Source organism: Bradyrhizobium sp. MOS001, from assembly GCF_004634465.1.
Taxonomy (GTDB): Bacteria; Pseudomonadota; Alphaproteobacteria; order Rhizobiales; family Xanthobacteraceae; genus Bradyrhizobium; species Bradyrhizobium barranii.
Genome location: NZ_SPVJ01000003.1, coordinates 62,802 through 86,683 on the forward strand (window position 1 = coordinate 62,802; position 23,882 = coordinate 86,683).

Annotated in this window: 19 protein-coding genes; 10 read left to right on the forward strand and 9 right to left on the reverse strand. The window is 65.6% G+C overall.

Features of this window, described 5'->3' with window-relative positions; genetic code table 11:
• The first annotated feature begins 134 nt into the window (after nt 1-134).
• From lpxC to ligA, 4 genes are all read left to right on the forward strand, one after another.
• Nucleotides 135-1,097 carry a UDP-3-O-acyl-N-acetylglucosamine deacetylase gene (gene lpxC, locus CT676_RS06010; RefSeq protein WP_085399282.1) on the forward strand — a complete coding sequence of 321 codons (963 nt, stop codon included), beginning with the start codon at nt 135-137 and terminating at the stop codon, nt 1,095-1,097.
• Between the two features lie 259 nt (nt 1,098-1,356).
• The gene (locus CT676_RS06015; RefSeq protein WP_085399283.1) at nt 1,357-2,244 is read left to right on the forward strand and encodes an outer membrane protein assembly factor BamD; all 888 of its coding nucleotides are present in this window, start codon (nt 1,357-1,359) and stop codon (nt 2,242-2,244) included.
• A gap of 23 nt (nt 2,245-2,267) precedes the next feature.
• A complete protein-coding gene (recN, locus tag CT676_RS06020; protein WP_085399284.1) occupies nt 2,268-3,938 on the forward strand; it encodes a DNA repair protein RecN in 1,671 nt (556 codons plus the stop codon).
• Nucleotides 3,939-4,092: 154 nt separating this feature from the next.
• On the forward strand, nt 4,093-6,246 hold the full coding sequence (gene ligA, locus CT676_RS06025; protein WP_085399285.1) for an NAD-dependent DNA ligase LigA: 2,154 nt from the start codon (nt 4,093-4,095) through the stop codon (nt 6,244-6,246).
• 227 nt (nt 6,247-6,473) lie between these two features.
• Here ligA and CT676_RS06030 read toward each other — a convergent pair whose 3' ends face one another.
• Entirely contained in the window at nt 6,474-7,754 is a 1,281-nt protein-coding gene (locus CT676_RS06030; protein ID WP_085399521.1) for a multidrug effflux MFS transporter, read from the reverse strand.
• A 321-nt stretch (nt 7,755-8,075) separates the two neighbouring features.
• On the reverse strand, nt 8,076-9,902 hold the full coding sequence (locus CT676_RS06035) for an aminopeptidase P family protein (RefSeq protein ID WP_085399520.1): 1,827 nt from the start codon (nt 9,900-9,902) through the stop codon (nt 8,076-8,078).
• A 185-nt stretch (nt 9,903-10,087) separates the two neighbouring features.
• On the opposite strand from CT676_RS06035, the gene CT676_RS06040 reads away from it, so the two are divergent.
• The gene (locus CT676_RS06040) at nt 10,088-10,267 is read left to right on the forward strand and encodes a hypothetical protein (protein WP_028147633.1); all 180 of its coding nucleotides are present in this window, start codon (nt 10,088-10,090) and stop codon (nt 10,265-10,267) included.
• Between the two features lie 73 nt (nt 10,268-10,340).
• Here the strand turns inward: CT676_RS06040 and CT676_RS06045 are convergent, their stop codons facing one another.
• Nucleotides 10,341-11,228, reverse strand: a complete 888-nt coding sequence (locus tag CT676_RS06045; protein WP_085399519.1) for a 50S ribosomal protein L11 methyltransferase — start codon at nt 11,226-11,228, stop codon at nt 10,341-10,343.
• Nucleotides 11,229-11,382: 154 nt separating this feature from the next.
• Here CT676_RS06045 and CT676_RS06050 point away from each other — a divergent pair, with 154 nt between their 5' ends.
• Nucleotides 11,383-11,547 carry a Flp family type IVb pilin gene (locus tag CT676_RS06050; RefSeq protein WP_063981551.1) on the forward strand — a complete coding sequence of 55 codons (165 nt, stop codon included), beginning with the start codon at nt 11,383-11,385 and terminating at the stop codon, nt 11,545-11,547.
• Between the two features lie 288 nt (nt 11,548-11,835).
• Here the strand turns inward: CT676_RS06050 and CT676_RS06055 are convergent, their stop codons facing one another.
• On the reverse strand, nt 11,836-13,446 hold the full coding sequence (locus tag CT676_RS06055; RefSeq protein WP_085399518.1) for an NAD(P)/FAD-dependent oxidoreductase: 1,611 nt from the start codon (nt 13,444-13,446) through the stop codon (nt 11,836-11,838).
• Between the two features lie 178 nt (nt 13,447-13,624).
• Here CT676_RS06055 and CT676_RS06060 point away from each other — a divergent pair, with 178 nt between their 5' ends.
• Nucleotides 13,625-15,904 carry a fused MFS/spermidine synthase gene (locus CT676_RS06060; RefSeq protein ID WP_085399517.1) on the forward strand — a complete coding sequence of 760 codons (2,280 nt, stop codon included), beginning with the start codon at nt 13,625-13,627 and terminating at the stop codon, nt 15,902-15,904.
• A gap of 134 nt (nt 15,905-16,038) precedes the next feature.
• On the opposite strand, the gene CT676_RS06065 is transcribed toward CT676_RS06060, so the two are convergent.
• Nucleotides 16,039-17,022 carry a glycerophosphodiester phosphodiesterase gene (locus CT676_RS06065; protein ID WP_085399529.1) on the reverse strand — a complete coding sequence of 328 codons (984 nt, stop codon included), beginning with the start codon at nt 17,020-17,022 and terminating at the stop codon, nt 16,039-16,041.
• Nucleotides 17,023-17,154: 132 nt separating this feature from the next.
• On the opposite strand from CT676_RS06065, the gene CT676_RS06070 reads away from it, so the two are divergent.
• On the forward strand, nt 17,155-18,417 hold the full coding sequence (locus tag CT676_RS06070) for a hypothetical protein (protein WP_085399516.1): 1,263 nt from the start codon (nt 17,155-17,157) through the stop codon (nt 18,415-18,417).
• Nucleotides 18,418-18,419: 2 nt separating this feature from the next.
• Here CT676_RS06070 and CT676_RS06075 read toward each other — a convergent pair whose 3' ends face one another.
• On the reverse strand, nt 18,420-19,199 hold the full coding sequence (locus tag CT676_RS06075; RefSeq protein WP_085399528.1) for a L,D-transpeptidase: 780 nt from the start codon (nt 19,197-19,199) through the stop codon (nt 18,420-18,422).
• Between the two features lie 327 nt (nt 19,200-19,526).
• Here CT676_RS06075 and CT676_RS06085 point away from each other — a divergent pair, with 327 nt between their 5' ends.
• Nucleotides 19,527-19,850 carry a hypothetical protein gene (locus tag CT676_RS06085; protein WP_085399515.1) on the forward strand — a complete coding sequence of 108 codons (324 nt, stop codon included), beginning with the start codon at nt 19,527-19,529 and terminating at the stop codon, nt 19,848-19,850.
• A gap of 108 nt (nt 19,851-19,958) precedes the next feature.
• Here CT676_RS06085 and CT676_RS06090 read toward each other — a convergent pair whose 3' ends face one another.
• A complete protein-coding gene (locus CT676_RS06090; protein WP_028147642.1) occupies nt 19,959-20,720 on the reverse strand; it encodes an ABC transporter permease in 762 nt (253 codons plus the stop codon).
• Nucleotides 20,717-21,640, reverse strand: coding sequence for an ABC transporter ATP-binding protein (locus tag CT676_RS06095; protein ID WP_028147643.1), 924 nt, complete (start codon nt 21,638-21,640; stop codon nt 20,717-20,719). Before CT676_RS06095 ends, CT676_RS06090 begins: the two co-directional genes overlap by 4 nt.
• Before the next feature lie 288 nt (nt 21,641-21,928).
• On the opposite strand from CT676_RS06095, the gene CT676_RS06100 reads away from it, so the two are divergent.
• On the forward strand, nt 21,929-22,657 hold the full coding sequence (locus tag CT676_RS06100) for a hypothetical protein (RefSeq protein ID WP_085399514.1): 729 nt from the start codon (nt 21,929-21,931) through the stop codon (nt 22,655-22,657).
• Nucleotides 22,658-22,692: 35 nt separating this feature from the next.
• Here CT676_RS06100 and CT676_RS06105 read toward each other — a convergent pair whose 3' ends face one another.
• On the reverse strand, nt 22,693-23,871 hold the full coding sequence (locus CT676_RS06105) for a cytochrome P450 (protein ID WP_085399513.1): 1,179 nt from the start codon (nt 23,869-23,871) through the stop codon (nt 22,693-22,695).
• Nucleotides 23,872-23,882: the final 11 nt, after the last annotated feature.

Genomic DNA, 23,882 nt, shown 5'->3' on the forward strand with positions numbered 1-23,882 from the left:
GTGAGTTGGCGCTGTTTGAGGCTGTGACTATGGTTTGCCGTGACTTGGGGATACGGAGATTCGCAACCGTCGGCACTGGCCGGCCAAGCGGGCCTAGTATAAGTCGCAGTGGGTCGTAGTGGGGCGGATTCCTGATGAAATTTAGCCGGCAAACAACGCTTCGTGCGCAAGCCACAGTGGCCGGCGTTGGCGTTCATTCCGGGCTTCCCGTCACTCTCACGCTTGGGCCTGCGCCCGTCGATGCGGGGTTTGTTTTTGTCCGCACCGGCCTCGAGGGAAGTGACCGTGAGATTCAGGCGACCGCCGACCAGGTGATCGCGACCGACTTCGCCACCGTCCTCGGCGATCGTGACGGCCCGTTGGTTTCGACCGCCGAGCACGTGCTTGCGGCGCTGCGGGGCATGGGCGTCGACAACGCCACCATCGAGATCGACGGACCGGAAGTGCCGATCATGGACGGCAGCGCCGCGGCCTTCATTGCCGCGATCGACCAGGCCGGCATCGTCAGCCAGCCGGCACAGCGCCGCTTCATTCAGGTTTTGAAGCCGATCTCGGCCAAGGTCGGTGACTCCTTCGGCGAGATCCGGCCCTACGCCAACGGGTTCCGCGTTGATATCGAGATCGACTTCACCAATCCCGTCATCGGCCAGCAGAGCTACGGCTTCGACCTGAGCCCGGAGCGCTTCCGCCGCGAAGTCGGTCGCGCCCGGACTTTCGGCCTGATGTGCGACGTTGCCCGGCTCTGGAGCGCGGGTTACGCACTCGGCGCCTCCTTCGACAATACCGTCGTGTTCGACGACGAGCGGCTGCTCAACACCGAGGGCCTGCGCTACGCCGATGAATGCGCCCGCCACAAGGTGCTGGACGTGATCGGTGATCTCGCGCTGGCCGGCCTGCCGCTGCTTGGCGCCTACCGCTCGGTGCGTGGCGGTCACAAGCTCAACCACGCTGTCCTGACCGCGCTGCTCGCCGACCGTACCGCCTGGCGGGTGGTCGAGGGCGAGGCGGTCCGCCGCGCCACGCGTCCCGTGGGCGAAGTCGGTCGCGGCATCGTCGGCGGGCGGATCGCCGCAGCCTACGGGCCGGACGTGTCCTGAAGAGACCTGTCGCCACTGGCGTTCTGTTGCCGCCGGCGTTTGGCGGCGGCTCCCGGGAAACTCCTGGTAACGATGATCGGCTAGGATTGCGGCGCGTTCGCCTTAATCCGGGCGAAATGCCTGCCTATCCGGTTGGTTCGAGATCGTTTTTCGGTTACACGGCGTGGTCGCATGGCAGGCGCCACGGCTACATTTCGCGCCCATGACGGGGTTCATGGGCTGGCGGACACCGCATCACAGGGCGTCAGGGCTTAAATTCATGTCGGCACAGCGTATGACGCGCGGATATCTCTCGGTCTCGCCTGGAGTCCGCGGGCTGCTTCAAGCCGCCACCTTCTTGGTGCTCGCGCTGCCGCTGGCCGGCTGCGGCACCGGCGCGCTCTGGGACAAGTTCACCGCCAAGGACGACACCTTCACCGAGGAGCCCGCCGACAAGATCTATAATGAGGGCCTGTACCTCATGAACGAGAAGAAGGACATGAAGGGGGCGAACAAGAAGTTCGAAGAGGTCGACCGCCAGCATCCTTATTCCGACTGGGCCCGCAAATCGCTGTTGATGTCGGCCTATGCCTCCTACCAGGGCGGCGACTATGACGGCTGCATCGGCGCCGCGACCCGCTACGTCACGCTGCATCCCGGCAGCCCGGACGCGGCCTATGCGCAATACCTGATCGCCGCCTCCCATTACGATCAGATCCCGGACATCAGCCGCGACCAGGCCCGCACCGAGAAGGCGATCGCCGCGCTGGAAGAGGTGAACCGCAAATATCCGAACTCGGAATATGCGACCTCGGCCAAGGCCAAGATCGAGGGTGCGCGCGACCAGCTCGCCGGCAAGGAGATGAATGTCGGCCGCTATTACATGCAGAAGCGCGACTACACGGCCGCGATCAACCGCTACAAGGCCGTCGTCACGCAGTACCAGACCACCCGCCATGTCGAGGAGGCTCTGTTCCGGCTCACCGAGGCCTATATGACGATCGGCATCGTCGCCGAGGCGCAGACCGCAGCCGCGGTGCTTGGCCACAATTTTCCTGACAGCCGCTGGTACAAGGACGCCTATAATCTTGTAAAATCCGGGGGTCTCGAGCCGAGCGAGAATCAGGGTTCCTGGATGAGCAGGGCCTTCAAGAAGATAGGCCTATAGTCTCGGCTAGGAAATTTGATTCCATGCTGGCGCGTCTGTCGATCCGTGACATCGTCCTGATCGAGCGGCTCGATATCGAATTCGCCACCGGACTTGCGGTTTTGACCGGTGAGACCGGTGCGGGCAAATCCATCCTGCTCGATGCCTTTGCACTGGCGCTTGGCGGCCGCGGCGACGCCGGGCTCGTGCGCCATGGCGCGGAGCAGGGGCAAGTCACCGCCGTCTTCGATATCCCCAAAAATCACCCCGCGACGAGGATTCTGGCCGAGAACGGCCTGGATGATACCGGCGAGATGATTCTCCGCCGGGTGCAACTCGCCGACGGCCGCACCCGTGCCTTCATCAACGACCAGTCGATCAGCGTGCAGACGCTGAAGGCGGTCGGTGGTGCCCTGGTCGAGATCCATGGCCAGCATGACGAGCGCGCGCTGGTCGATGCCGCCACCCACCGCCGCCTGCTCGACGCCTTTGCCGGGCTCGAAAAGGACGTCACCGCGGTCGAAGCGCTCTGGGACGCGCGCCGCACGGCCAGCGCCGCGCTGGAAGAGCACCGCGCCGCCATGGAGCGCGCCGCGCGCGAGGCCGACTATCTGCGCCACGCCTCCGACGAGCTGAAGCAGCTCGCGCCCAAGGAAGGCGAGGAGACCTCGCTCGCCGGTCGCCGCACAACCATGATGCAGGGCGAGAAGATCGCCTCCGATTTGCGGGAGGCGCAGGAAGCCGTCGGCGGCAATCATTCGCCGGTCGCCTCCCTGTCGGCCGCGGTGCGCCGGCTGGAGCGGCGCGGTGTCAACTCGCCGGCGCTGGTCGAGCCCGCCGTGAAGGCGATCGACACCGCGATCAACGCGCTGGAGGAAGCCGACCAGCATCTCCTGGCCGCGCTCGCCGCGACCGACTTCGATCCGGGTGAGCTCGAGCGCATCGAGGAGCGGCTGTTCGCGCTACGCGCCGCCTCGCGCAAATATTCGACGCCGGTCGATGGCCTCGCCGCGCTTGCCGCCAAATACGCCGCCGATGTCGTCCTGATCGATGCCGGTGCTTCGCGGTTGAAGAAGCTGGAGCAGGCGGCAATCGAGGCCGACGCGCGCTATGCCGCTGCCGCCAAGAAACTGTCGATGGCGCGGCAGAAGTCGGCGGACAAGCTCAACAAGGCGGTCAACGCCGAGCTCGCGCCGCTCAAGCTCGAACGCGCCAAGTTCATGACGCAGGTCGAGACCGATGAGGCCGCGCCGGGCCCGCAAGGTTTCGACCGCGTCGAGTTCTGGGTGCAGACCAATCCCGGCACCAAGCCGGGTCCGATGATGAAGGTCGCTTCCGGCGGCGAGCTCTCGCGCTTCCTGCTGGCGCTCAAGGTCGTGCTGTCCGACCGCGGCTCGGCGCCGACGCTGGTGTTCGACGAAATCGACACCGGGGTCGGCGGTGCGGTCGCAGACGCCATCGGTGGACGGCTGGCGCGGCTTGCCGGCAAGGTGCAGGTGATGGCCGTGACCCACGCCCCGCAGGTCGCCGCCCGTGCCGGCCAGCATCTGCTGATCTCCAAGGACGCCCTCGACAAGGGCAAGCGCGTCGCCACCCGCGTCAATGCGCTGGCCGCCGACCACCGCCGCGAGGAGATCGCCCGCATGCTCGCCGGCGCCGAGATCACGGCCGAGGCGAGGGCGGCCGCCGATCGGCTGCTCAAGGCGGCGAGTTAGACTTTGTGTCCCGGATGCGCGTAGCGCGAGCCGGGACACGGAATGCCGCCACACAGGCCCCGGCTCTGCAGCGCACGGCTCCGCGCTGCGCAGCGTCCGGGGCACGAGACCAACCGCCTTTACCCTCCCGCCCGCTCCGTCGTATCCAAGCACCATGGCAAGAGCAGCAAAATCCAAAGCAAGGCCGCTTCGCGACGTCGCCGACCTCACCAAGGCGCAGGCCAAGGTCGAGCACATGCGGCTCGCACTCGAACTCGAAGAGCACGACAGGCGCTATTATCAAGACGACGCGCCCACCGTGACCGACGCCGAGTACGACGCGTTGCGCCAGCGCTTCAACGCGATCGAAAAGCGCTTTCCGGATTTCGTCAGCGCGGAGTCGCCGTCCCAGAAAGTCGGCGCGGCACCGTCGGGTCGCTTCAGGAAAGTCCGGCATTCCGTTCCGATGCTGTCGCTCGACAACGCGTTTGCCGAAGAGGACGTCCGCGACTTCGTCGGCCGCATCGTGCGCTTCCTGAAGCTCGACGACGACAAGGTCGATTTCTCGGCCGAGCCGAAGATCGACGGCCTCTCGATGTCGCTGCGCTACGAGGGCGGCGAGCTCGTCACCGCGGCGACCCGCGGTGATGGCGCCGAAGGCGAGGACGTCACCGCCAACATCCGCACCCTCGAAGACGTGCCGCAGAAGCTGAAAGGCCGCAACGTCCCTGACATCTGCGAGGTGCGCGGCGAGGTCTACATGACCAAGAGGGCCTTCCTGACACTCAACAAGAAGCAGGTCGAGGCCGGCGAGGCGCCGTTCGCCAATCCGCGCAATTCGGCCGCAGGCTCGCTCCGGCAGAAGGACCCGACCATCACCGCCTCGCGCCCCCTGGGCTTCTTCGCCTATGCCTGGGGCGAGATGAGCGCGATGCCGGAGGGTACGCAGAGCGGCATGATCGGCTGGTTCGAGCGCTGCGGCTTCAAGACCAATCCGTTGACCAGGCTCTGTCATTCCGTCGAGGAGTTGCTCGCGTTCCATCAGTCGATCGAGGAGCAGCGCGCAAAGCTCGATTACGACATCGACGGCGTCGTCTACAAGGTCGACCGCATCGACTGGCAGGAACGGCTCGGCTTCGTCTCACGCACGCCGCGCTGGGGCATCGCGCACAAATTCCCGGCCGAGCGCGCCGTGACGGTGCTGCGCGACATCGAGATCCAGGTCGGCCGCACCGGCTCGTTCACGCCGGTCGGCAAGCTCGAACCGGTCGGCGTCGGCGGCGTGATCGTGCAGAACGTCACCCTGCACAACGAGGACTACATCAAGGGCATCGGCAACAAGGGCGAGGTGCTGCGCGAGGGGCGCGATATCAGGATCGGCGACACCGTCGTGATCCAGCGTGCCGGCGACGTCATCCCGCAGGTGGTCGACGTCGTCCTCGACAAGCGGCCGAAGAGCGCAAAGGAATTCCACTTCCCGACGAAGTGCCCGTGCCCGCTGCACACCGACGTCACGCGCGAGGAGACGGCGGCCGGCGAAGAGGGCTCGCGCGCCCGCTGCACGGGCGAATTCGCCTGTCCCTATCAGAAGATCGAGCACCTCAAGCTGTTCGTGTCGCGGCGCGCCTTCGACATCGACGGTCTTGGCGAGAAGCAGCTCCAGTATTTCTTCGACGAGGGATGGGTGAAGGAGCCCGCCGACATCTTCACGCTGGAGAAGCGCAATGCGAAGCTGAAGCTCGAGGAGATCGAGGGCTACGGCGCAACGTCGGTGCGCAACCTGTTCGGCGCCATCGAAAGCCGGCGCAGAATCGCGCTGGAGCGCTTCGTCTATGCGCTCGGGATGCGTCATGTCGGCGAGACCACGGCGCTGGCGCTCGCACGCGGCTATGGCTCGTGGGACGCCTTCCACGACGCCTGTCTCAAGGTCGCCAAGGGCGACGAGGAGGCGATGGCCGAGATGGACGCGCTGGATCAGATTGGCGACACCGTGATCAAGAGCATCGCCGACTATTTCGGCGAGAGCCACAATCGCGGCATCGTCGAGCGGCTGACCAAGGAAGTCGAGATCATCGACGCCGAGAAGCCGAAGAGCAACTCCGCCGTCGCCGGCAAGACGGTGGTGTTCACGGGATCGCTGGAGAAGATGACGCGCGACGAGGCCAAGGCGACCGCGGAGCGTCTCGGGGCGAAGGTGTCGGGCTCGGTGTCGAAGAAGACCGACCTCGTCGTCGCCGGCCCGGGCGCGGGCTCCAAGCTCGCGGAAGCCAACAAGCACGGCGTCAAGGTGTTGACTGAGGACGAGTGGCTGACGCTGATCGGGGAGTGAGAGGGGCGCGCTCGCGCCACTCACTCCGCTGTCGTCGCCCGGCTTGACCGGGCGATCCAGTACTCCGAGACGGCTGTGATAGAACCGATGGGCCGCGGCGTACTGGATTCCCCGCTTGCCGCCTACGCTAAAGCTTCGGCGGCCCTGGACCTCAGCCCCGGCGAAGCCTTGGCGTAGCCGGGTCGCGGGGAATGACACCGAGATTGGCGCGAGGCCAATCGCTCCCCTCACATCATCCCCGTCTCTTCCTCCTCCGCCTGCTCGATCAACTCCTCGCTCACCACTACCTCGCGGCGAGGAACGACGAAGATCATCATGCAGGCGCAGAGCAGCGAGATCGCCAGCACCGCCGAGGTCAGCGGCCGCGTCGTTGCGGAATGGCCACCGAGATAGGCGCCGAATTGCGACATCAGCGCGCCGATGCCCTGCTGGAGGAAGCCCATCGCGCCTGATGCGGTGCCGGCGGCTTCAGGGCGGATGCTGATGGCGCCGGCGGCGGAGTTCGCCATCACGAAGGCATTGCCGACCATCACGATCATCTGCGTGCCGAATAGCCAGCTCGGAGCCTCGTTCCAGCCGGTGAAGCTCCAGAGCAGGTTCAACAGGCTGCCGCAGAGTTGCAGGCCGAGCCCGAACCAGATCAGTCTTTCCAGCGAGTGTCGCGGCGCGAAGCGCACGCAGAGCAGATTGCCGACGAGATATGCAAAGCCTGTTGTCGCGAACCAGGCGCCATATTCGGCGCTGGTCCGGCCCATCTGCGTCACCACGATGTAGGGGCCGCCGCCGGCGAAGGTGAAGATAATCTGGGACGCCAGCACCTGGCACATCACATAGCCGATGAAGGCGCGGCTCTTGATCAGGGTGCCGACGTCGCTGCGAAACCCGCCGCTGCCGACCGCGCGATCGCGGCGGGTTTCGGGCAGCGCGATCGCGATGCCGATTGCGACCGCGATCGCACCGATCGTGACGGCGTAGAAGATTGCCCGCCAGCCGAATGCGGTCTCGATCAGGCCGCCGGTGAGCGGTGAGACCATCTGGCCGATCATGAGCGCTGCGACCACGAGGCTGATCATGGAGGCGACGCGGTCGCGCTCGTAGATATCGCGGATGATGGCGCGGCTCACCACCATGCCGGAGGCGCCGCCGAGCGCCTGGAAGAAGCGCGCTGCGATCAGTTGCGGCAGGGTTTCGGCGAAGATGCAGGCGACGCTCGCCGCGACCATCAGCGCGAGGCCGCCAAGCAGCACCGGACGCCGGCCGAACCTGTCCGACAGCGGTCCCATGATGAGCTGCGACAGCGCGATGCCGACCATGTACAGCGACACCGTCATCTGCGCGATCGAGATGTCGCGGCCGAACGTCGTCGCCAGCACTGGCAGCGCCGGAACCAGGATGTAGAGCGAGATCGGCGCGATCCCGGTCATGACGACCAGCAGCAGCAACACCACGCGCGAGGTCGCGATGTTTTTCGTCGCCGCGTCCGGCGGCCTGCTGATCATGCCGTGCATAGTCGTCCGTCTTTCGAAGTCGAATCGACTGTAGCGTGCTCGCGCAAGACGGATATCGGCGTTTCGGAATGCGGCTATTCGGATTTCGGGACGGTTACGATGAGGGCACGATGGCGACCGATTGGGCGCGTTGCTCGTGCCTTAAGGGCGGTGTCATCGCCCGCGAAGGCGGGTGATCCAGTACGCCGCGGCCTTTCCGCATGCGTTTGCTGTCTCTGGAATACTGGATTCCCCGCTTTCGCGGGGAATGACAGCGATGGGTGGGGAAACAGCGTTGCGCAAATCGCGTAGAGCTATGCATCGTGCCCCGCAGGCCGAGCTCTACGTCAGTTCCGCCGTGGCCTGATCGAGCCAGGCCTTCGTCGCCTCGTCCAGTGCCGGCCGCACCTCGGCGCGGACGCGCGCGTGGTAGGCATTGAGCCAGTCGAGCTCGTCCTTGCCCAGCATCGCGACATCGACCAGGCGCCGGTCGATCGGCGCCAGGGTCAGCGTCTCGAACGCGTTCATCGGCTTCTCGGCACCCTCGATGTCGGCGGCGACCACCAGCTCGAGGTTCTCGATGCGGATGCCGAAGCCGTCGGTCTTGTAATAACCGGGCTCGTTGGAGAGGATCATGCCGCGTTTCAGCGGCGTCGTGCCGAGCTTCGAGATCCGCGCCGGTCCTTCGTGCACACTGAGATAGCTGCCGACGCCGTGGCCGGTGCCGTGCTCGAAATCGACGCCGGCGGCCCAGAGATATTGCCGCGCCAGCGTGTCGAGCTGCGCGCCGGTCGTGCCGTCGGGAAACACCGCGCGCGCGATCGCGATGTGGCCGCGCAGTACCCGGGTGAAGCGGTCGCGCATCTCCTCCGTCGGCTCGCCCACGGCCATGGTACGGGTGACGTCGGTGGTGCCGTCTTCATATTGCGCACCGGAATCGATCAGCAGCAGGTCGCCCGGCGCGATGCGCCGGTTGCTCTTGCGGGTGACGCGGTAGTGCACGATGGCGCCGTTCGGGCCGGTGCCTGATATGGTCGGGAACGAGACGTCCTTCAGCGCGCCGGTGTCGCGGCGGAACGTCTCAAGCGCTTCGACCGCGTCGATCTCGGTCAGCTTGCCGCTTGATGCCTCGCGGTCGACGAAGGCGAGGAAGCGCGCCAGCGCCACGGCGTCGCGGCGATGCGCCGTCCGTGTGCCCTTGATCTCGGTCGCGTTCTTGACGGCCTTGAGCAGCGCAATCGGATCGCTGCCGCGCACCGGCTTGCCGCCGGCGCTTGCGATCAGCCGGCTGAGCGCGTCGGCCGCGGTGGCATTGTCGAGTGCGATCGCGGCGCCGCTCTTGGCGAGCGCCATCAGCGTCGGTGCCATCGCATCGGGCTCGCGCACGTCGGCGGACTGTTCCAGATGGTCGCGGGTCAAATTGGAGAGTTTTCGGTGGTCGATGAACACGGTCGGCCGGCCGTCCTTCGGCACCAGCGCGTAGGACAGCGGCAGTGGCGTATGGGCGACGTCGGCGCCGCGGATGTTGAAGGTCCAGGCCACGGCGTGGCTGTCGGAGAGCACCAGCGCGTCGACGCCGAGCTTGGCGATCTCGCTTTTGATTTGCGTGATCTTCTCGGCCTCGGCGACCCCGGCATTTTGCAGGCTGTGCACGGCGACAGGGGCCAGCGGCGGCTGCGGCCGGTCCTGCCAGATCGCGTCGACCGGGTTGCTGTCGACGGCGATCAGCTCGGCGCCGGCCTTGGCGCAGGCGGCGGCGAGGCGCTCGGCTGCCGAAGAAGTGTGCAGCCACGGATCAAATCCGAGGCGGTCGCCGGCCTTCAGGTGCGTCGATACCCAGCTCTCCGGCGGCGGATCGATCAGCGATTCCACCGCCCAGGCCTTTGCGTCGACCTGCTTGGCCGCCTGGATCGTGTAGCGGCCGTCGACGAAGACCGCGGCCTCATGCGTCAGCACCACCGCCAATCCTGCGGAACCGGTAAAGCCGGTCAGCCAGGCCAGCCGCTCTTCCGAGGGGGGCACATACTCGTTCTGCTGCTGATCGGCGCGCGGAACGACGAAGCCGGTCAGCTTGCGGCGGGCGAGTTCTTCACGGAGCGCGGCCAGGCGCGCCGTCAATGCGACGCCGGCCTCGGGCTCCTCGAATGTCTGGAAGTGTGCTTCGAACATGGCTCAGTTTAGGATCATGAGGATCAGTCCGCAATGTAGACGCATTTGGGGTCGCATCTGGCACGGACCGTGCTTGAAAATGGTCCATTCGAATTGAGTGGAGTACAGGATGCAGCAGTTGCGCTTCGTCCGGATAACAGGGAAATTCGAGCGGGTGGTTCATCTCAACGGCGAGGGGACACACGATGCCAGCGTTCATGTTTGAGAAGATTTCGCCGCCGGCCCACCGCGCCCCGGCCGCAACGACACCGAAGAAGCCGCGCGGCCTCATCAGCCAGATGATCGACCGTTTCGCCGAGCGCCGCGCCAGGCGCGCCTTGCAGGGCAAGCGCGCGACGCGCCGGGACGAGAAGCCGGCGGAGTAGTGGTGTTCCGCCGTCGCTCTTCGAGCTATGGCGGACAAGTCGCTTTGCCCACCCGACGGCACCTACGCTGGCCTTACCCCATCTTCCTCAGCAACAAGCTGCTCCACCCCTCGATCCGCAGGTGCCGCAGCGGCACGAGGCCGCGTGCGCGGTAGGCGGCGATCACGGCGGGGGCCTGGTGGGTCAAGAGGCCCGAAAGGATGACGCGCGCGCCGGGCGCGAGGTGCCGCGCCATCGGGCCGGCCAATTGCCTTAACGGATTGGCAAGGATGTTGGCCAGGACCAGGTCGAACGGGCCGCATCTGGCAAAGTCCGGTGCGGCAAATCCGGTTGCGCGGATCACCCGCACCTGGTTGCCGACGTGGTTCAGTGTCGCGTTCTCTGCCGCCACCCGCACCGACGGCGGGTCGATGTCGGAGGCGAGCACCGCGCGATGCAGCGCCTTCGCTGCGGCGATGCCCAGCACGCCGGTGCCGGTGCCGAGGTCGAGCAGGCTCCTCGGCCGGGAACTCTTCAGGACGTGGTCAAGCAACAGTAAACAGCCGCGTGTGGTGCCGTGGTGGCCGGTGCCGAAGGCGAGCGCTGCCTCGATCTCGATGGCAAGCTTGTTCGGCGCGACGCGGTCGCGGTCGTGGCTGCCGTGCACGACGAAGCGCCCGGCCGGCACCGGGACGAGATCTTCGAGGCTCGCCTTGACCCAGTCCTTGGCCTCGACAATGTCGAAGATGAGCGTGTCCGCGATCTCGTTTCCTGCCGAAGTTACAATGAGTTCCCGCAGCCATGCCTGATCGGGCGCCTCGGCGAAATGGAGCGTGACGTCCCACTGTCCGTCCGGCCGTTCGAAGGCGGCGACCGCCGCATCGCCGTCGAAAAAGACCTCCGTGAGCACGTCGACGACGCGCTTGGCCGCGGCCTCGGTGCCGATCGAAAAGCAGGCGCGATGAGTGGGAGAAAGCTGCATTCTAGGGTTCCGTCAGTTCAATTTTTGGAACTTTTGTTCCCAATTTTCCGCATAACTTGCAGGTTCCGATTTAACCTGACTGCAGGTTGTATCCCGTAGATTTCCGGGTGTTGGATCCAGCCAACGCACCTTGGAATTGAAACGGAGGCGAGTCTTGAAGAGCATGGTTTTGAAGTTCTGGTCGGACGAATCCGGTGCAACCGCGATCGAATACGGCCTGATCGCAGCGGGCATCGCGCTGGCGATCATCACCGTGGTGAACAGCCTGGGCACCAGCTTGAACGACAAGTTCGGTTCGATTAGCAGTTCCTTGAAGTAATTTCCGCCTCCCATTTCCTGGCGGGGGCTGTTTTTCTTTAGAGGCTGTTACCTGACGATCGCCCGCACGGGGAGTTGCCCCCGGCGGGCGAGGTCGTTTTGGGGGGCGGCCCGGAAATGCCCACAGGCCTTCCACTCGTTTCCCCCAAGTTGTCCACGGCTTTATCCCGCCACTCGTCCCCAGCTTTTCCACCGCCTTGTACGGGGCGCGCCGGGCCTGCCGCGCGCAGGCGACCCACTGCTTTCTCACAGCCCTGCCAACAGCCTGTCCACAGCCCTTTCCACAGACCTATCCACGGCTTCCGAACAGCGAGCGGTGATCCCTCAAAATCGCCTGTGCGGCGTTGTGGCCGGGCGCGCCGGTGACGCCGCCGCCGGGGTGGGCGCCGGAGCCGCAATGATAGAGGCCCTTCAGGGGCCCGCGATAGTCGGCATGGCCCAGCATCGGCCGCGCCGAGAACAGCTGGTTCAGCGTCAGCGCGCCGTGGAAGATGTCGCCTCCCAGCAGGCCGAATTGCCGTTCGAGGTCGAGCGGGGAGAGGATCTGGCGGCCAAGCACGCTTGCCGCAAAGCCAGGTGCGTATTTGTCCACCGTCGCGATCATGAGATCGGCGACCTCCTCGCGATGGTCGTCCCAGGACTTTCCGTCGGGCAGTTCGGGCGCGACGTGTTGGCAGAACAGGCTCGCGACGTGTTTGTCCGCCGGTGCGAGCGTGTCGTCGAGCGTGGAGGGGATCAGCATTTCGACGACAGGCTCCCGGCTCCAGCCCAGCGCGCGCGCGTCGAGATAGGCGCGGTCCAGGTAGCCGAGGCTTGGCGCGAGGATGATGCCGGAGGTGAGGTGATCGCCGTCGCCCGGGAGCGCGGTGAAGGAGGGCAGGCGGTCCAGCGCCACATTCATGCGGAAGGTGCCGGAGCCGTTCTTCCAGTGCCGGATGCGCGCGAGGAAGTCCGGGGGCAGCGCGTCGGCCGCGATCAGCCGCGTGTAGAGCAGCTTTGGATTGACGTTGGCCGCGACATATTTCGCGCGGATGGAGGTGCCGTTGTCCAGCACTACGCCCACCGCGCGGTCGCGCTCGACGATGATCTCGCGCACACCCGCATCCGTGTCGATCGTGACGCCGCGGCCCTGCGCGACGCGCGCCATCGCCTGCGTGATCGCCCCCATGCCGCCGATGGCGTGGCCCCAGACGCCCTTCTTGCCATTCACCTCGCCGAAGGCGTGGTGCAGCATCACATAGGCCGAGCCCGCCGCGTACGGACTGGCATAATTGCCGACGATGGCATCGAAGCCGAACAGCGCCTTGACCAGATCGTGCTCGAAGCGCTCGTCCAGTATCTCGCCGGCCGAGCGGGTGAAGAGATCGAGCAGGCTGCGGCTTTGCTCCAGCGTCAACCCACGCAGGATGTTGGCGCTCTGCAACGCGTTCACCGCTTCGCGGATCGCGTTCGTGCCAAAACCGTCAAGCAGGTTCGGCGGCGCACGCAGCACGAATTGCCGCAGCACGTCGGCGATGTCTTCCAGCTCGCGCGAGAACCCGTCCAGCGCGCTTGCGTCGTGCGTGCTCAGCCGCGCGACGGATTCCTTCGTCCGCCCCTCGCCGGTGAGCAGATAGCTGCCGTCGGGCGCGGGCAGGAAATTCTGGGCGCGCCGCTCGACGATCCGCAGGCCCTGTTCAGTGAGCCCCAAGTCGCGGATCACCTGCGGATTGAGCAGGCTCACCGTGTAGGCCGCGACCGAGTTGCGGAATCCGGGGTGAAACTCCTCCGTGACCGCGGCCCCGCCGACCACCTTGCGGCGCTCGACGACGCGCACGCGCAGGCCCGCCATCGCGAGATAGGCCGCGCAGGTGAGGCCGTTATGGCCAGCGCCGATGATGATGACGTCGGTTTCGCTCATGAAGGATTCAAAATGTTCCGCGGTCTTTCCGGGATGGTCCGAAAGACCAGACCCGGAATGACATCTGTATATCAAGCAATCGTCGCTGCAACATCACGAGACCCTTTATTGCCCGTTCATGCGCCTTGTGCTCCATTGCGCGCGTCCGGCGCCCGCCGGGGTTTAAGCCGGAGCTTCCATGGATTCGATCGTGCAACCCGCCGCCACGGAGCAGCCCTCCTCGTCGCGCAACCGGCTGCTGCTGACGGTCTATACTGCCGCGATCTTCGTCAGTGCGCTCTTGCTGTTCTCGGTGCAGCCGCTGTTCGCCAAGATGGTGCTGCCGCGGCTCGGCGGCTCGCCGGCAGTGTGGTCGGTGGCGATGGTGTTCTTCCAGTCGCTGCTGCTGGCGGGCTATGCCTATGCGCATCTCTTGATGCAGATCAGGAGCCGGATCGTTCCCGTGGTGGTGCATCTCGTGTTGCTGGCGCTGGCCTTCGCCACGCTGCCGCTCGGCATCGCCACCGCCTATGGCGAGCCACCGGCGTCGGGCTATGCGTTCTGGCTGCTCGGCCTGTTCGTGGTCTCGATCGGCCTGCCGTTCTTCGCGCTCGCCGCCAACAATCCGCTGCTGCAGGCCTGGTTCGTCCGCACCGGCCATCCTGCCGGACACGATCCCTATTTCCTCTATGCATCCTCCAACATCGGCAGCTTCCTCGCGCTGTTGTCCTATCCGTTCCTGCTGGAGCCGATTTTCACGCTGCACACGCAGAACCGGTTCTGGACCCTTGGCTATGGCCTCCTGATCCTCCTGATCGCCGCCTGCGGCGTGCTGCTGCTGCGTTCGCCGAAGCTGGCCGTGGTCGACGCAAAAACCGAGGACATCAATGCGCCGGCGCCAGGCTTCGTGACGCGGCTGCGCTGGATCTTCCTCGCCGCGGTGCCGTCCGGGCTGCTGATCGCCGTCACGGCGCACATCTCGACCGACGTCGCGGCGGCGCCGTTGCTCTGGGTGCTGCCGCTGTCGCTGTATCTACTCACTTGGGTGGTGGTGTTCCAGTCGCGGCCGCTGCTGCCGCACAAATGGATGCTGATGCTCCAGCCGGTCGCGATCGCGGGCGTCATCGTCCTGCTGGCGTTCGGCGGCGAACAGAATCTGCTGCTGACCCTCGGCGGCCACCAATTGTGCTTCTTCGTCATCGCCATGGCCTGCCATGGCGAGCTGGCGCGGACACGCCCGGCCGCCAAATATCTCACGGGCTTCTATGTCGCGCTGTCGTTCGGCGGCATGGTCGGTGGACTCTTTGCCGGCCTCGTTGCTCCATTCACCTTCTCCTGGATCGCCGAATACCCGATCCTGGTCGCGCTCGCCGCGCTGTGCCGGCCGCCGGCGAACGAGCGGCTGGCGGGTATCGTCAGATGGTACTGGCTGGCACTCGCCGTGCTTGCGGTGGCGCTGGTCGCGCCGTCTTACATGACCGGCGATCTCTCGACCTGGTTCGAGGATCATCGCGTCTGGGTCGCGGGGGCCGTCGGCGTGCTCGCAGCACTTCTGGCGCTCGCGCTCAACGCCAGCCGCTGGAAGATCTTCGCCACCGCCGCGCTCGCGCTGGCGTTGATCCGCGTCTATCCGGCGGACGAAGGCCGCGTCACGACGGTGCGCAGCTTCTTCGGCGTGCACAAGATCGTGGTGACGCCCGGCGGCTATTTCCATGTGCTGATGCACGGCACCACGATCCACGGCGCCGAGCGCTTCCGCAACAATGACGGCACGCCGGTCGTCGGCCGGCCCGAGCCGATCACCTACTATCACAAGGACGGCGGGATCGGTCAGGCCATCACCGCGCTCCGCGAGCGCAAGGGCGCGCCGCTGAAGGTCGCTGCAATCGGCGTCGGATCGGGCACGCTCGCCTGTGCCGCCGAGCCCGGCGAAAGCTGGACCTTCTTCGAGATCGACCAGTCCATGGTCGACGCGGCGAGCGACCCGAAGAACTTTCGCTACATATCGAGCTGCATGCCGGGCCTGAAGCCGGTGATCGGCGATGCTCGCCTCACCTTCGCGAAAGAGCCCGACGGCGCTTATGACCTGATCATCGTCGACGCCTATTCGTCGGATGCGATCCCGATTCATCTCGCCACCGAAGAGGCGATGAATATCTACAAGGACAAGCTGGCGCCGCACGGTGCCGTGGTGATGCACGTCTCCAACCGGCACCTCGATCTCGAGACCGTCGTGGTCGGCATCGCCGATGCCAACGATCTGAAGAGCTGGGTCTTCAACGAGGATTCCGGACGCGACGGGGACTACATCTTCTCGACCGACGTCGTCATCTCCGCGCGCGAGGAGGCCGACGTCGGCCGGCTCGCCTCCTCCAAGTCATGGGAGCAGACCGAAGCCGACGACCGGGTGCGGGTCTGGACGGATGATTATTCCAATATTTTGGGCGCGCTGTACCGGCGTCTGCGGGATGGGGAGTAGGGACGCCAAAGGTACGGCGCGCAGATTTACGAGAGGTCGTCATGCCCGGGCTTGTCCCGGGCATCCACGTTCTTCCGACGATGCCGCAACACGTGGATGGCCGGGACAAGCCCGGCCATGACGGCGGATAGACTTCACGGCACGACCGGCGTTCCCGCCGGCAATGCAATTCCCTTCTCGCCCGCGACTTGCCGCAGCAGGTCCGGCCTGTCCGAGATGATGCCGTCGACGCCGAGCTCGATCATGCGCGCCATGTCCTCGCGCTTGTTGACGGTCCAGACCACGATGCGCAGTCCGAGCGTGTGTGCCTCCGAGACGACCGCCTCGGTTACATCGCCGAAATAGGGCGACCAGACCGCGCCGCCCGCAGCCTTGATCGTCCGCGGCAGCGAGCCGCCGTGATCGGCCGGGCTGAAACCCGCCGTCCAGTTCGTCGCCTTGTCCAACGCCACCGTCTGGCCCGAGCCGCGCTGGAGCGTCAGGTAGACCGTCGGAATGTTGGGCGCCTGTTGCTGGACGAGCAGCAGGGTCCGCCAGTCGAACGACTGGATCATGACGCGATCGGACAATCTCTCGGCCTCGATCAGCCCGAGCAGCTTTGCGACAAAGCCTTGCGGATCGAGCGACTCGTCCGGATGGTTTGGATCGATCTTGGTCTCGATATTGAAACGCACGCGCGTGTTGCCGGCCTTGCGTACCAGCGCGAACAGCTCGCCCAGGGTGGGAACGCGTGTCCCCGGCACGGCCCGCTGGTCGGGGAATTGCTTCGCGTAGGAACTGTCGGGGCGGATCTGGCCGACGTCATAGGCCCTGACCTCTTCGAGCCGCAGCTTCACGAACGGTGTGCCGGGCGCGGCGACATAGGCGCCGCCTGCATCGCGCGCGAGGTCGGGATTGAGCCCGCGTTCATGCGAGATGATGACCTCGCCATCCGCGGTCACGCCGACGTCGAGCTCCAGCGTGTCCACGCCCATCGACAGCGCGTTGGCGAAGGCCGGCAGGGTGTTTTCCGGCAACAGCGCGCGCCCGCCGCGATGCGCTTCGAGATCAAAGGCCATGGCTCGTCCCGCAATGAGAACCGAGAGCACGATCAGGATTGTCGCGGCACGTGACGGCATCAAGGTTCGCAGCCCAAGTGAAAAGAGGAGCTTATGAAATCTTCGCCCGGTTCGTCCAGCTTCGTGGTCGACAGGTGCTTGACGGCGGCCGGGGAAGGCGGAAACTGGCTCTCAAAAAAGGGAGCCATTCATATGCGGCTTATCTTCATCGCAACGATGGCGATTCTCATGGTCGGACAGGCGCTAGCCAAGGATGTGCTCTCGGGTGCGAGCCTCTACGAAGATGTGGCGCGCTATGCGTCCTTCGGTCTGCACCGCTTCAGCTCGGCGGGCGATCGCGCGACGGCCGACTGGATCGCCGGCGAGATGAAGCAGGCGGGTTTCGAAATCAGCTTCCAGCCCGTCGTGCTCGGGCGGCAATATGTCGTCGAGCGGGCCAGCGCCGAAGCCGCCGGCATCTCTGTCGAGGCGACGCCATTCTGGTGGCCGCCGGAGGACAAGGCCAGCTTCCATCTCGCCGCGCCGCTCGCTCGCGACGGCGATGTTACCGGCAGGATCCTTCTGCTCGATCTGCCGTTCGATCGGGGCGCCTATCTGGGGCCGACCCATCGTGCGGCGATCGAGGAAGCCGCGGCAAGGAAGCCGGCGGCCATCCTGCTGATGATCGGCAATCCCGCCGACGACCGCTTCGCCTATAACGTCACGCAGGAGGATGCACCCTGGCCCGTGCCGGTGATCGTGGTCGGCGCGGCGTCGCGAGCGGTGTTCGAGCGCGCGCTCGCCTCAGGTGCGCCTGTGACCTTTGACGTCAAGGGCCATTACGAGCGCGATGTTGTTGGCCGCAACGTCATCGCCGAGATCGGGGCCGGCCGTGGGCCGGTCATCGTCGTCTCCACGCCGATGACCGGCTGGTACTCGTGCGTCTGCGAGCGCGGCCCCGGCATCGCCAATTTTCTCGCGCTGGCGCGCACCGTCGCCGCCGAGAAATGGCCGGCGCATCTTGTGTTCATCGCCACCGCCGGCCACGAGATCGGCCATGGCGGCATGGAGCTGTTTTTGAAGCACGGAGCGCCGGCACCGAAGGACACGCTGGCGTGGATTCATTTCGGTTCGTCGAACGCCTGCTATGCCTTCGCGGAAGGCGCGCGCACCGATCGGCCCGAGCAAGAGCGTTATCTCGTGCTGAGCAAATCCGCCGTCGCGCTGACCGACGAGGCTTTTGCAAAAGTCGAGGCCAAGCGTCTGGTGACGGAGAAGCAGGCGGTCGGTGAGCTGCGCGACGTGCATGCGGCGGGCTACGCCAATTTCCTCGGCATGGCCGGGCGCCATCGGACGTTTCATACGCCGTCGGATGATCTCGCCGCGACCGGGCCCGAGATCCTCGAGCCGGTCGCGCGCGCCTTCGTCGATGCTGCGCGAAAGATCGTCGAACGCGGCAACGCCGCGTTCCGGTAGCGTCAGTTCTGATAGTAACCGCGCGGCTGATAGTATTGCCGGGGCTGTGGCTGATAGTAGCCCTGCTGGCCGTAGCCTTGATTGTAGTACTGCTGCGGCTGCTGCTGTTGGTAGACCTGTGCGTCATAGAGCGGACGGCTGGCCGAGCGCGGCGCGGGATAGCGCGTGCCGGTGTCGCTGCCGTCGGCCGGGTAGATGTAATTGTCGTCCTGCGGCATGTAGCGGCGGGCGGGCTGCGCCGGCGGTGCGAGATTCACGGGATCGCCTGAAGTGGCGTACTGCTCTTCGGCCGGCTGCGGCGCGCGGGCCACTGCTGTGGGGTTGCGGCCGCGCGGGTTGCGGGCCAGAGCCACCTGGGCCGAGCCGGTCAGCGTCACCGTGGTGTTGAGCACGCCCTGCTGCTGCACCAGCGCATAGAGCGTCGAGGCATTCTGGCGCGACAGTCGCACGCAGCCGTGCGACGCCGGCGAGCCGAGGCGGCCGACCGAGTCGGTGCCGTGGATGGCGTGCCCGACCTTGGTGAAGAAGATCGCGTGCGGCATCGGCGCGTCGTCGAATTCCTTGGAGTAGTGATCCTCTTCCATGCGGAAGGCGCGGAAGGCGCCGCCCGGCGTTTCGCGCGAGGGGATGCCGGTCGACACCGGCCAGTGATAGCGCGCGACGCCGTCGACGGCGACGGTCATCTGCTGATTGTCCTTGTCGACGGTGATCTCGACCTTGGCCTGCGCGGTGCCCGCGCTCAAAAACATCAATGAGGAAAAAGCGATGAAAAAAGAACGCATCTGGAAACGCATTTGAGTTCTGGCCTCCGGCCTGTTCACGCTAGGCGCCGCGGCTCTCCGTCCCCCGGCGTGCAATATGCCTGCAATCCGGCTTTCGTTCCAGCGGGCTGCCCCTCCATCGTTAACGCGATGCCGGGCGTAAGCAAGGCCGCTTTGTGCCGCGTGGCTGGCGGTGGCGCTGACATTTTCGCGAGCGTGCCAAGCAGTCACAACGCCGACAATTCGTCACAAAGGCGCAACCATTCGGCCGCTTCAGGCGTTGATTGTGGCTGCCCTCGACGGGCGGCTTCCGCTGCCCTCTCCCCTTTAATTCCCTTGGGACCGAAGATGAACAAAGCCCGTATCGCCGCCGCGCAATTGCCGGCCGGTTTGCCCGTCCGCCTGCTGTTCGCAGCCACCGCCATCCTGCTCGCGCTGTTGTCGCTGCCGCAAGCCGGCCACGCCCAGGGCATCGTGCGCGGCGCCCAGGAGGGCTCCTATGAAGGCAACCGGATTGCCGGGCCTGTCGGTGGCGTCGTTGGCGGCGCGGTCGGCGCCGGTGTTGGAGGGGCCGTGGGTGCGGTGGAGGGCGTGTTCGGCATTCCGCATCACCGCCATTACCGCTGCCGCGGCTACTATGACGGCTACCATCGCTTCCACTGCTACAGGTGAGGTAGCGCCGTAGCCCGGATGGAGCGAAGCGCAATCCGGGGCCGCTGGTGCGTGAGGTGACGCTCGTCCCGGATTTCGCTGCGCTCCATCCGGGCTACGGATCTGCGGTCAGTTCTTCAGCCGGTAGCCCGTGCGGAAAATCCACCAGATCACGGCGAGGCAGATCACCAGGAACGCCGTCGTCATGCAGATGCTGACGGACACGCTGACATCCGCAATCTCGTAGAAGCTCCAGCGGAAGCCCGAGATCAGATAGACGACCGGGTTCAGCAGCGCCACGGTGCGCCAGCCTGCCGGCAGCATGTCGATGGAATAGAAGCTGCCGCCGAGGAAGGTCAGCGGCGTCACCACCAGCATCGGGATCATCTGGAGCTTTTCGAAGCCGTCGGCCCAGATGCCGATGATGAAGCCGAACAGGCTGAACGTCACTGCCGTCAGCACCAGGAAGGTCAGCATCCAGACCGGATGATGGATGTGCAGCGGCACGAACAGGCCGGCAGTGGCGAGAATGATCAGGCCGAGAATGATCGACTTCGTCGCGGCGGCGCCGACATAGCCGAGCACGATCTCGCCATAGGAAATTGGCGCTGACAGGATTTCGTAGATCGTGCCGGTGAATTTCGGAAAGTAGATGCCGAAGGAAGCGTTGGCGATGCTCTGTGTCAGCACCGAGAGCATGATCAGGCCCGGCACGATGAAGGTGCCGTAGCTGACGCCCTCGACCTGGCTGATGCGCGAGCCGATCGCGGCACCGAACACCACGAAATAGAGCGAGGTCGAGACGACAGGCGAGACGATGCTTTGCAGCAGCGTACGCCAGGTGCGCGCCATTTCGAACAGATAGATGGCGCGGATGGCGCGATGATTCATGACGTCCTCACGAGGTCGACGAAGATGTCCTCGAGCGACGATTGCGTCGTGTCGAGATCGTTGAAGCGGATGCCGGCGTTGCGGAGGTCGCTGAGCAGGCTGGTGATGCCGGTGCGCTCGCCCTTGGTGTCGTAGTCGTAGACGAGCGTCGCGCCGCCGTCGCAGACGTCGAGTTCGTAATGGCTGAGGCTGTCCGGCAGCGTCGTGACCTTGCCCTGCAGATGCAGCGTCAACCGCTTCTTGCCGAGCTTCTCCATCAACGTCGCCTTGTCCTCGACCAGCACGATCTCGCCCTTGTTGATGACGCCGATGCGGTCGGCCATCTCCTCGGCTTCCTCGATGTAATGCGTGGTCAGGATGATGGTGACGCCGGATTGCTGCAGGGTGCGCACCACCTCCCACATGCCCTTGCGCAGCTCGACGTCGACGCCGGCGGTCGGCTCGTCCAGGAACAGGATCTGCGGCTCGTGCGACAGCGCCTTCGCGATCATCACGCGGCGCTTCATGCCGCCGGAGAGCGTGATGATCTTGTTGTCCTTCTTGTCCCAGAGCGAGAGGTCCTTCAGCACCTTCTCGATATGGGCGGGGTTCTTCGGCTTGCCGAACAGGCCGCGGGAGAAGCTCACCGTCGCCCACACGCTCTCGAAGGCGTCGGTGTGCAATTCCTGGGGCACGAGGCCGATCAGCGAGCGGGCCTTGCGGTACGAGGTCTGGATGTTCTCGCCGCCGACGAGGACCGTGCCTTCGCTTGGGTTGGCGATGCCGCAGATGATCGAGATCAGCGTGGTCTTGCCGGCGCCGTTGGGGCCGAGCAGCGCGAAAATCTCGCCGCGCTTGATGTCGAGATTGACGTTCTTGAGCGCCTTGAAGCCGGACCCATAGGTCTTCGACAAATTGGCGACGGAAATGATGGAGGACATGATGGCCGCAGGGCTGAAAGGTAAAGACTGGGGAGGGGAGGCTGGAACCGTCCGGGAGGAGGTCAGCGGAGCCCTGAAATAGGAATGCACTTGCCCGGCCGCAATTGGCCGGAGAAAAATGGTCTCAAAACAGTCCCTTCGGTGGCAGGTTCCGGGCAAGTGTTGCGCGAGGGTCACGGCTTGTGGCTAAGATTGCCGCTCACGCGCCTCTTTGTTGCGTCTGCGAGCAGGCCGTGGCTACGATTCCGGCCAATCGCAAAGCGTATCGTCCCCAGGGAAAACATCGAGATGAGACCGAACGGCCGTCACACCGCCGGCGCCAGCCAGTTGCCCGCCCTCCGTGTGTGGGCGATCTGCCTGCTCCTGCTGTCAGCTGTTGCCATTAGCCCGTCCACCGCCAGGGCGGCGCCGAGCCAGTCCGCGGCCGCGACCACCCATGTCTACCTGCTCCGCGGCGTGCTCAACATCTTCTCGCTCGGGCTCGATACGATCGGCTCCCGCCTCCAGGCGCAGGGCGTCCAGGTGACCGTCGCGAACTTCGTGTCCTGGTCCTCGCTCGCTGATGAGGCCGCGGCCAACTACAGGGCCGGTCGGGTCAAGACCATTGTCCTGGTCGGCCATTCCTCCGGCGCGACCGCGCTGCCCGACATGATCGCCAAGCTCAACCAGCTCGGCGTGCCCGTGAAGCTAGCGATCGGCCTCGATTCCGTATTCAAGACCAGGCTGTCGACCGGCGCCGAACGCTACATCAACATCTATATCGGCGACGGTCCCGGCGAGCCTGTGCGCGCTGCGGCTGGTCTCCGCGGCAAGCTCGACAATGTCGACGTCCGCGGCACCGGCGTCGGCCACATCTCGATCGACAAGAACGAGGCGATCCAGCGCCGCGTCATCGGCGAGATCGACGCCGCCATCTTGCGCTCGCGCGCCCCGGCAGGTCCGGTCGCCGAACCCGGCGCACCCAGGGCCCCGCGGCAGGCACGCTCCGCGGCGGCAACGGCGCCGGCCAGGAACTGAGGGCGCGTCGCGCCCGCAGCACCGCGTGATGCCGCCTAAGCGGCGGTCACGCGGACCGGGATGCTCTCCAGTCCGCGCAGGGAATTGTTGAGCCTGCGTTTCGGCTCTGCCGTGAGCTCGATGGTCTTCACGCGCCTTGCAAGCTCGCCGAAGATCAATTCGCCTTCCAGACGTGCAATCATCTGGCCGACACAGGCGTGAATGCCGGCGCCGAAGCCGACATGTCCGGTCGCACTCCGTTCGACATCGAAGCGGTCGGGTTTGTCCCAGCGCGCCGGATCGCGGTTGGCGGAGGCCATGAACAGCAGCACCTTGCGGTGCGCGGGGATCACGCCGTCGCCGATCTCGACGTCGCGCGAGGTGGTGCGAAAGAACGTCTGCACCGGTGAGTCGTAGCGTAACCCCTCCTCGAAGGCGTTGCGCGCCAGTTCCGGCTTGTGGTGCAGCTTGCGATATTCATCCGGATGCGTGGCGAGTGCCAGCAGGGTATTCCCGATGCCATTGACGGTGGTGTCGATCCCGGCGGTGAGGAACGGCCGCACCAGGTGCGTTGCTTCGTGCTCGGTGATCTCGCCGTCGTCGGCCGCCTGGTAGATCATCATGCCCAGCCCGTCGGGCTGCAACGCGTCCCGGGCGCAGCATTCCATGATCCAGCTCTGAGCGGCGAGGCCCGCCTTGCGCGATGCGGCCAGCATTACGTTCTCCGGGCCAAAGCTGTCGAACACGAACGTGCTCCAGGCCAGCAGCTTCTCGCGGCCGTCAGGCCGGATGCCGATCGCATCCGGAAACACTTTCATGGGATAGGCCTCCGCAAGATCGGCCACGGCATCGAAGGTGCCCTTGTCGATCAGCTCCGAGACCTTCTTCTCCGCTTCTAGCTGAAACGTCTCGCGCAGCTTCCTTGCGACGCCCGGTGACAGGGTGCGGCCGAGGACGCGGCGGCCCTTGTCATGATCGGGAGGATCGATCTGGAGTGTCAGCGGTTTCGGCAGGGCAGGATTCATCCCGTGAAGCCCGACACCCTCGCCGCTGATGAACGTCTTCCAGTCCTTCAGGGCCGGCTCGACTTCGGCATAGCCTGCCATGGCCCACACGCCATACCGCTCCAGCGCGAACGCAGGCCCGAGCGCGCGCAGCGCTTCATAGGCGGGATAGGGGTCCATCAGGAAGTCAGGCGCGAACGGGTCGATCGGACTGGATGCAATGCCGCTCATGGTCAGCTCCC

What these genes read in the sequence shown, in the direction of transcription:
- lpxC (WP_085399282.1), top strand. Translation starts at nt 135, where the DNA reads ATGAAATTTAGCCGGCAAACAACGCTTCGTGCGCAAGCCACAGTGGCC.
- CT676_RS06015 (WP_085399283.1), top strand. Translation starts at nt 1,357, where the DNA reads ATGTCGGCACAGCGTATGACGCGCGGATATCTCTCGGTCTCGCCTGGA.
- recN (WP_085399284.1), top strand. Translation starts at nt 2,268, where the DNA reads ATGCTGGCGCGTCTGTCGATCCGTGACATCGTCCTGATCGAGCGGCTC.
- ligA (WP_085399285.1), top strand. Translation starts at nt 4,093, where the DNA reads ATGGCAAGAGCAGCAAAATCCAAAGCAAGGCCGCTTCGCGACGTCGCC.
- CT676_RS06030 (WP_085399521.1), bottom strand. Translation starts at nt 7,754, where the DNA reads ATGCACGGCATGATCAGCAGGCCGCCGGACGCGGCGACGAAAAACATC.
- CT676_RS06035 (WP_085399520.1), bottom strand. Translation starts at nt 9,902, where the DNA reads ATGTTCGAAGCACACTTCCAGACATTCGAGGAGCCCGAGGCCGGCGTC.
- CT676_RS06040 (WP_028147633.1), top strand. Translation starts at nt 10,088, where the DNA reads ATGCCAGCGTTCATGTTTGAGAAGATTTCGCCGCCGGCCCACCGCGCC.
- CT676_RS06045 (WP_085399519.1), bottom strand. Translation starts at nt 11,228, where the DNA reads ATGCAGCTTTCTCCCACTCATCGCGCCTGCTTTTCGATCGGCACCGAG.
- CT676_RS06055 (WP_085399518.1), bottom strand. Translation starts at nt 13,446, where the DNA reads ATGAGCGAAACCGACGTCATCATCATCGGCGCTGGCCATAACGGCCTC.
- CT676_RS06060 (WP_085399517.1), top strand. Translation starts at nt 13,625, where the DNA reads ATGGATTCGATCGTGCAACCCGCCGCCACGGAGCAGCCCTCCTCGTCG.
- CT676_RS06065 (WP_085399529.1), bottom strand. Translation starts at nt 17,022, where the DNA reads ATGCCGTCACGTGCCGCGACAATCCTGATCGTGCTCTCGGTTCTCATT.
- CT676_RS06070 (WP_085399516.1), top strand. Translation starts at nt 17,155, where the DNA reads ATGCGGCTTATCTTCATCGCAACGATGGCGATTCTCATGGTCGGACAG.
- CT676_RS06075 (WP_085399528.1), bottom strand. Translation starts at nt 19,199, where the DNA reads ATGCGTTCTTTTTTCATCGCTTTTTCCTCATTGATGTTTTTGAGCGCG.
- CT676_RS06085 (WP_085399515.1), top strand. Translation starts at nt 19,527, where the DNA reads ATGAACAAAGCCCGTATCGCCGCCGCGCAATTGCCGGCCGGTTTGCCC.
- CT676_RS06090 (WP_028147642.1), bottom strand. Translation starts at nt 20,720, where the DNA reads ATGAATCATCGCGCCATCCGCGCCATCTATCTGTTCGAAATGGCGCGC.
- CT676_RS06095 (WP_028147643.1), bottom strand. Translation starts at nt 21,640, where the DNA reads ATGTCCTCCATCATTTCCGTCGCCAATTTGTCGAAGACCTATGGGTCC.
- CT676_RS06100 (WP_085399514.1), top strand. Translation starts at nt 21,929, where the DNA reads ATGAGACCGAACGGCCGTCACACCGCCGGCGCCAGCCAGTTGCCCGCC.
- CT676_RS06105 (WP_085399513.1), bottom strand. Translation starts at nt 23,871, where the DNA reads ATGAGCGGCATTGCATCCAGTCCGATCGACCCGTTCGCGCCTGACTTC.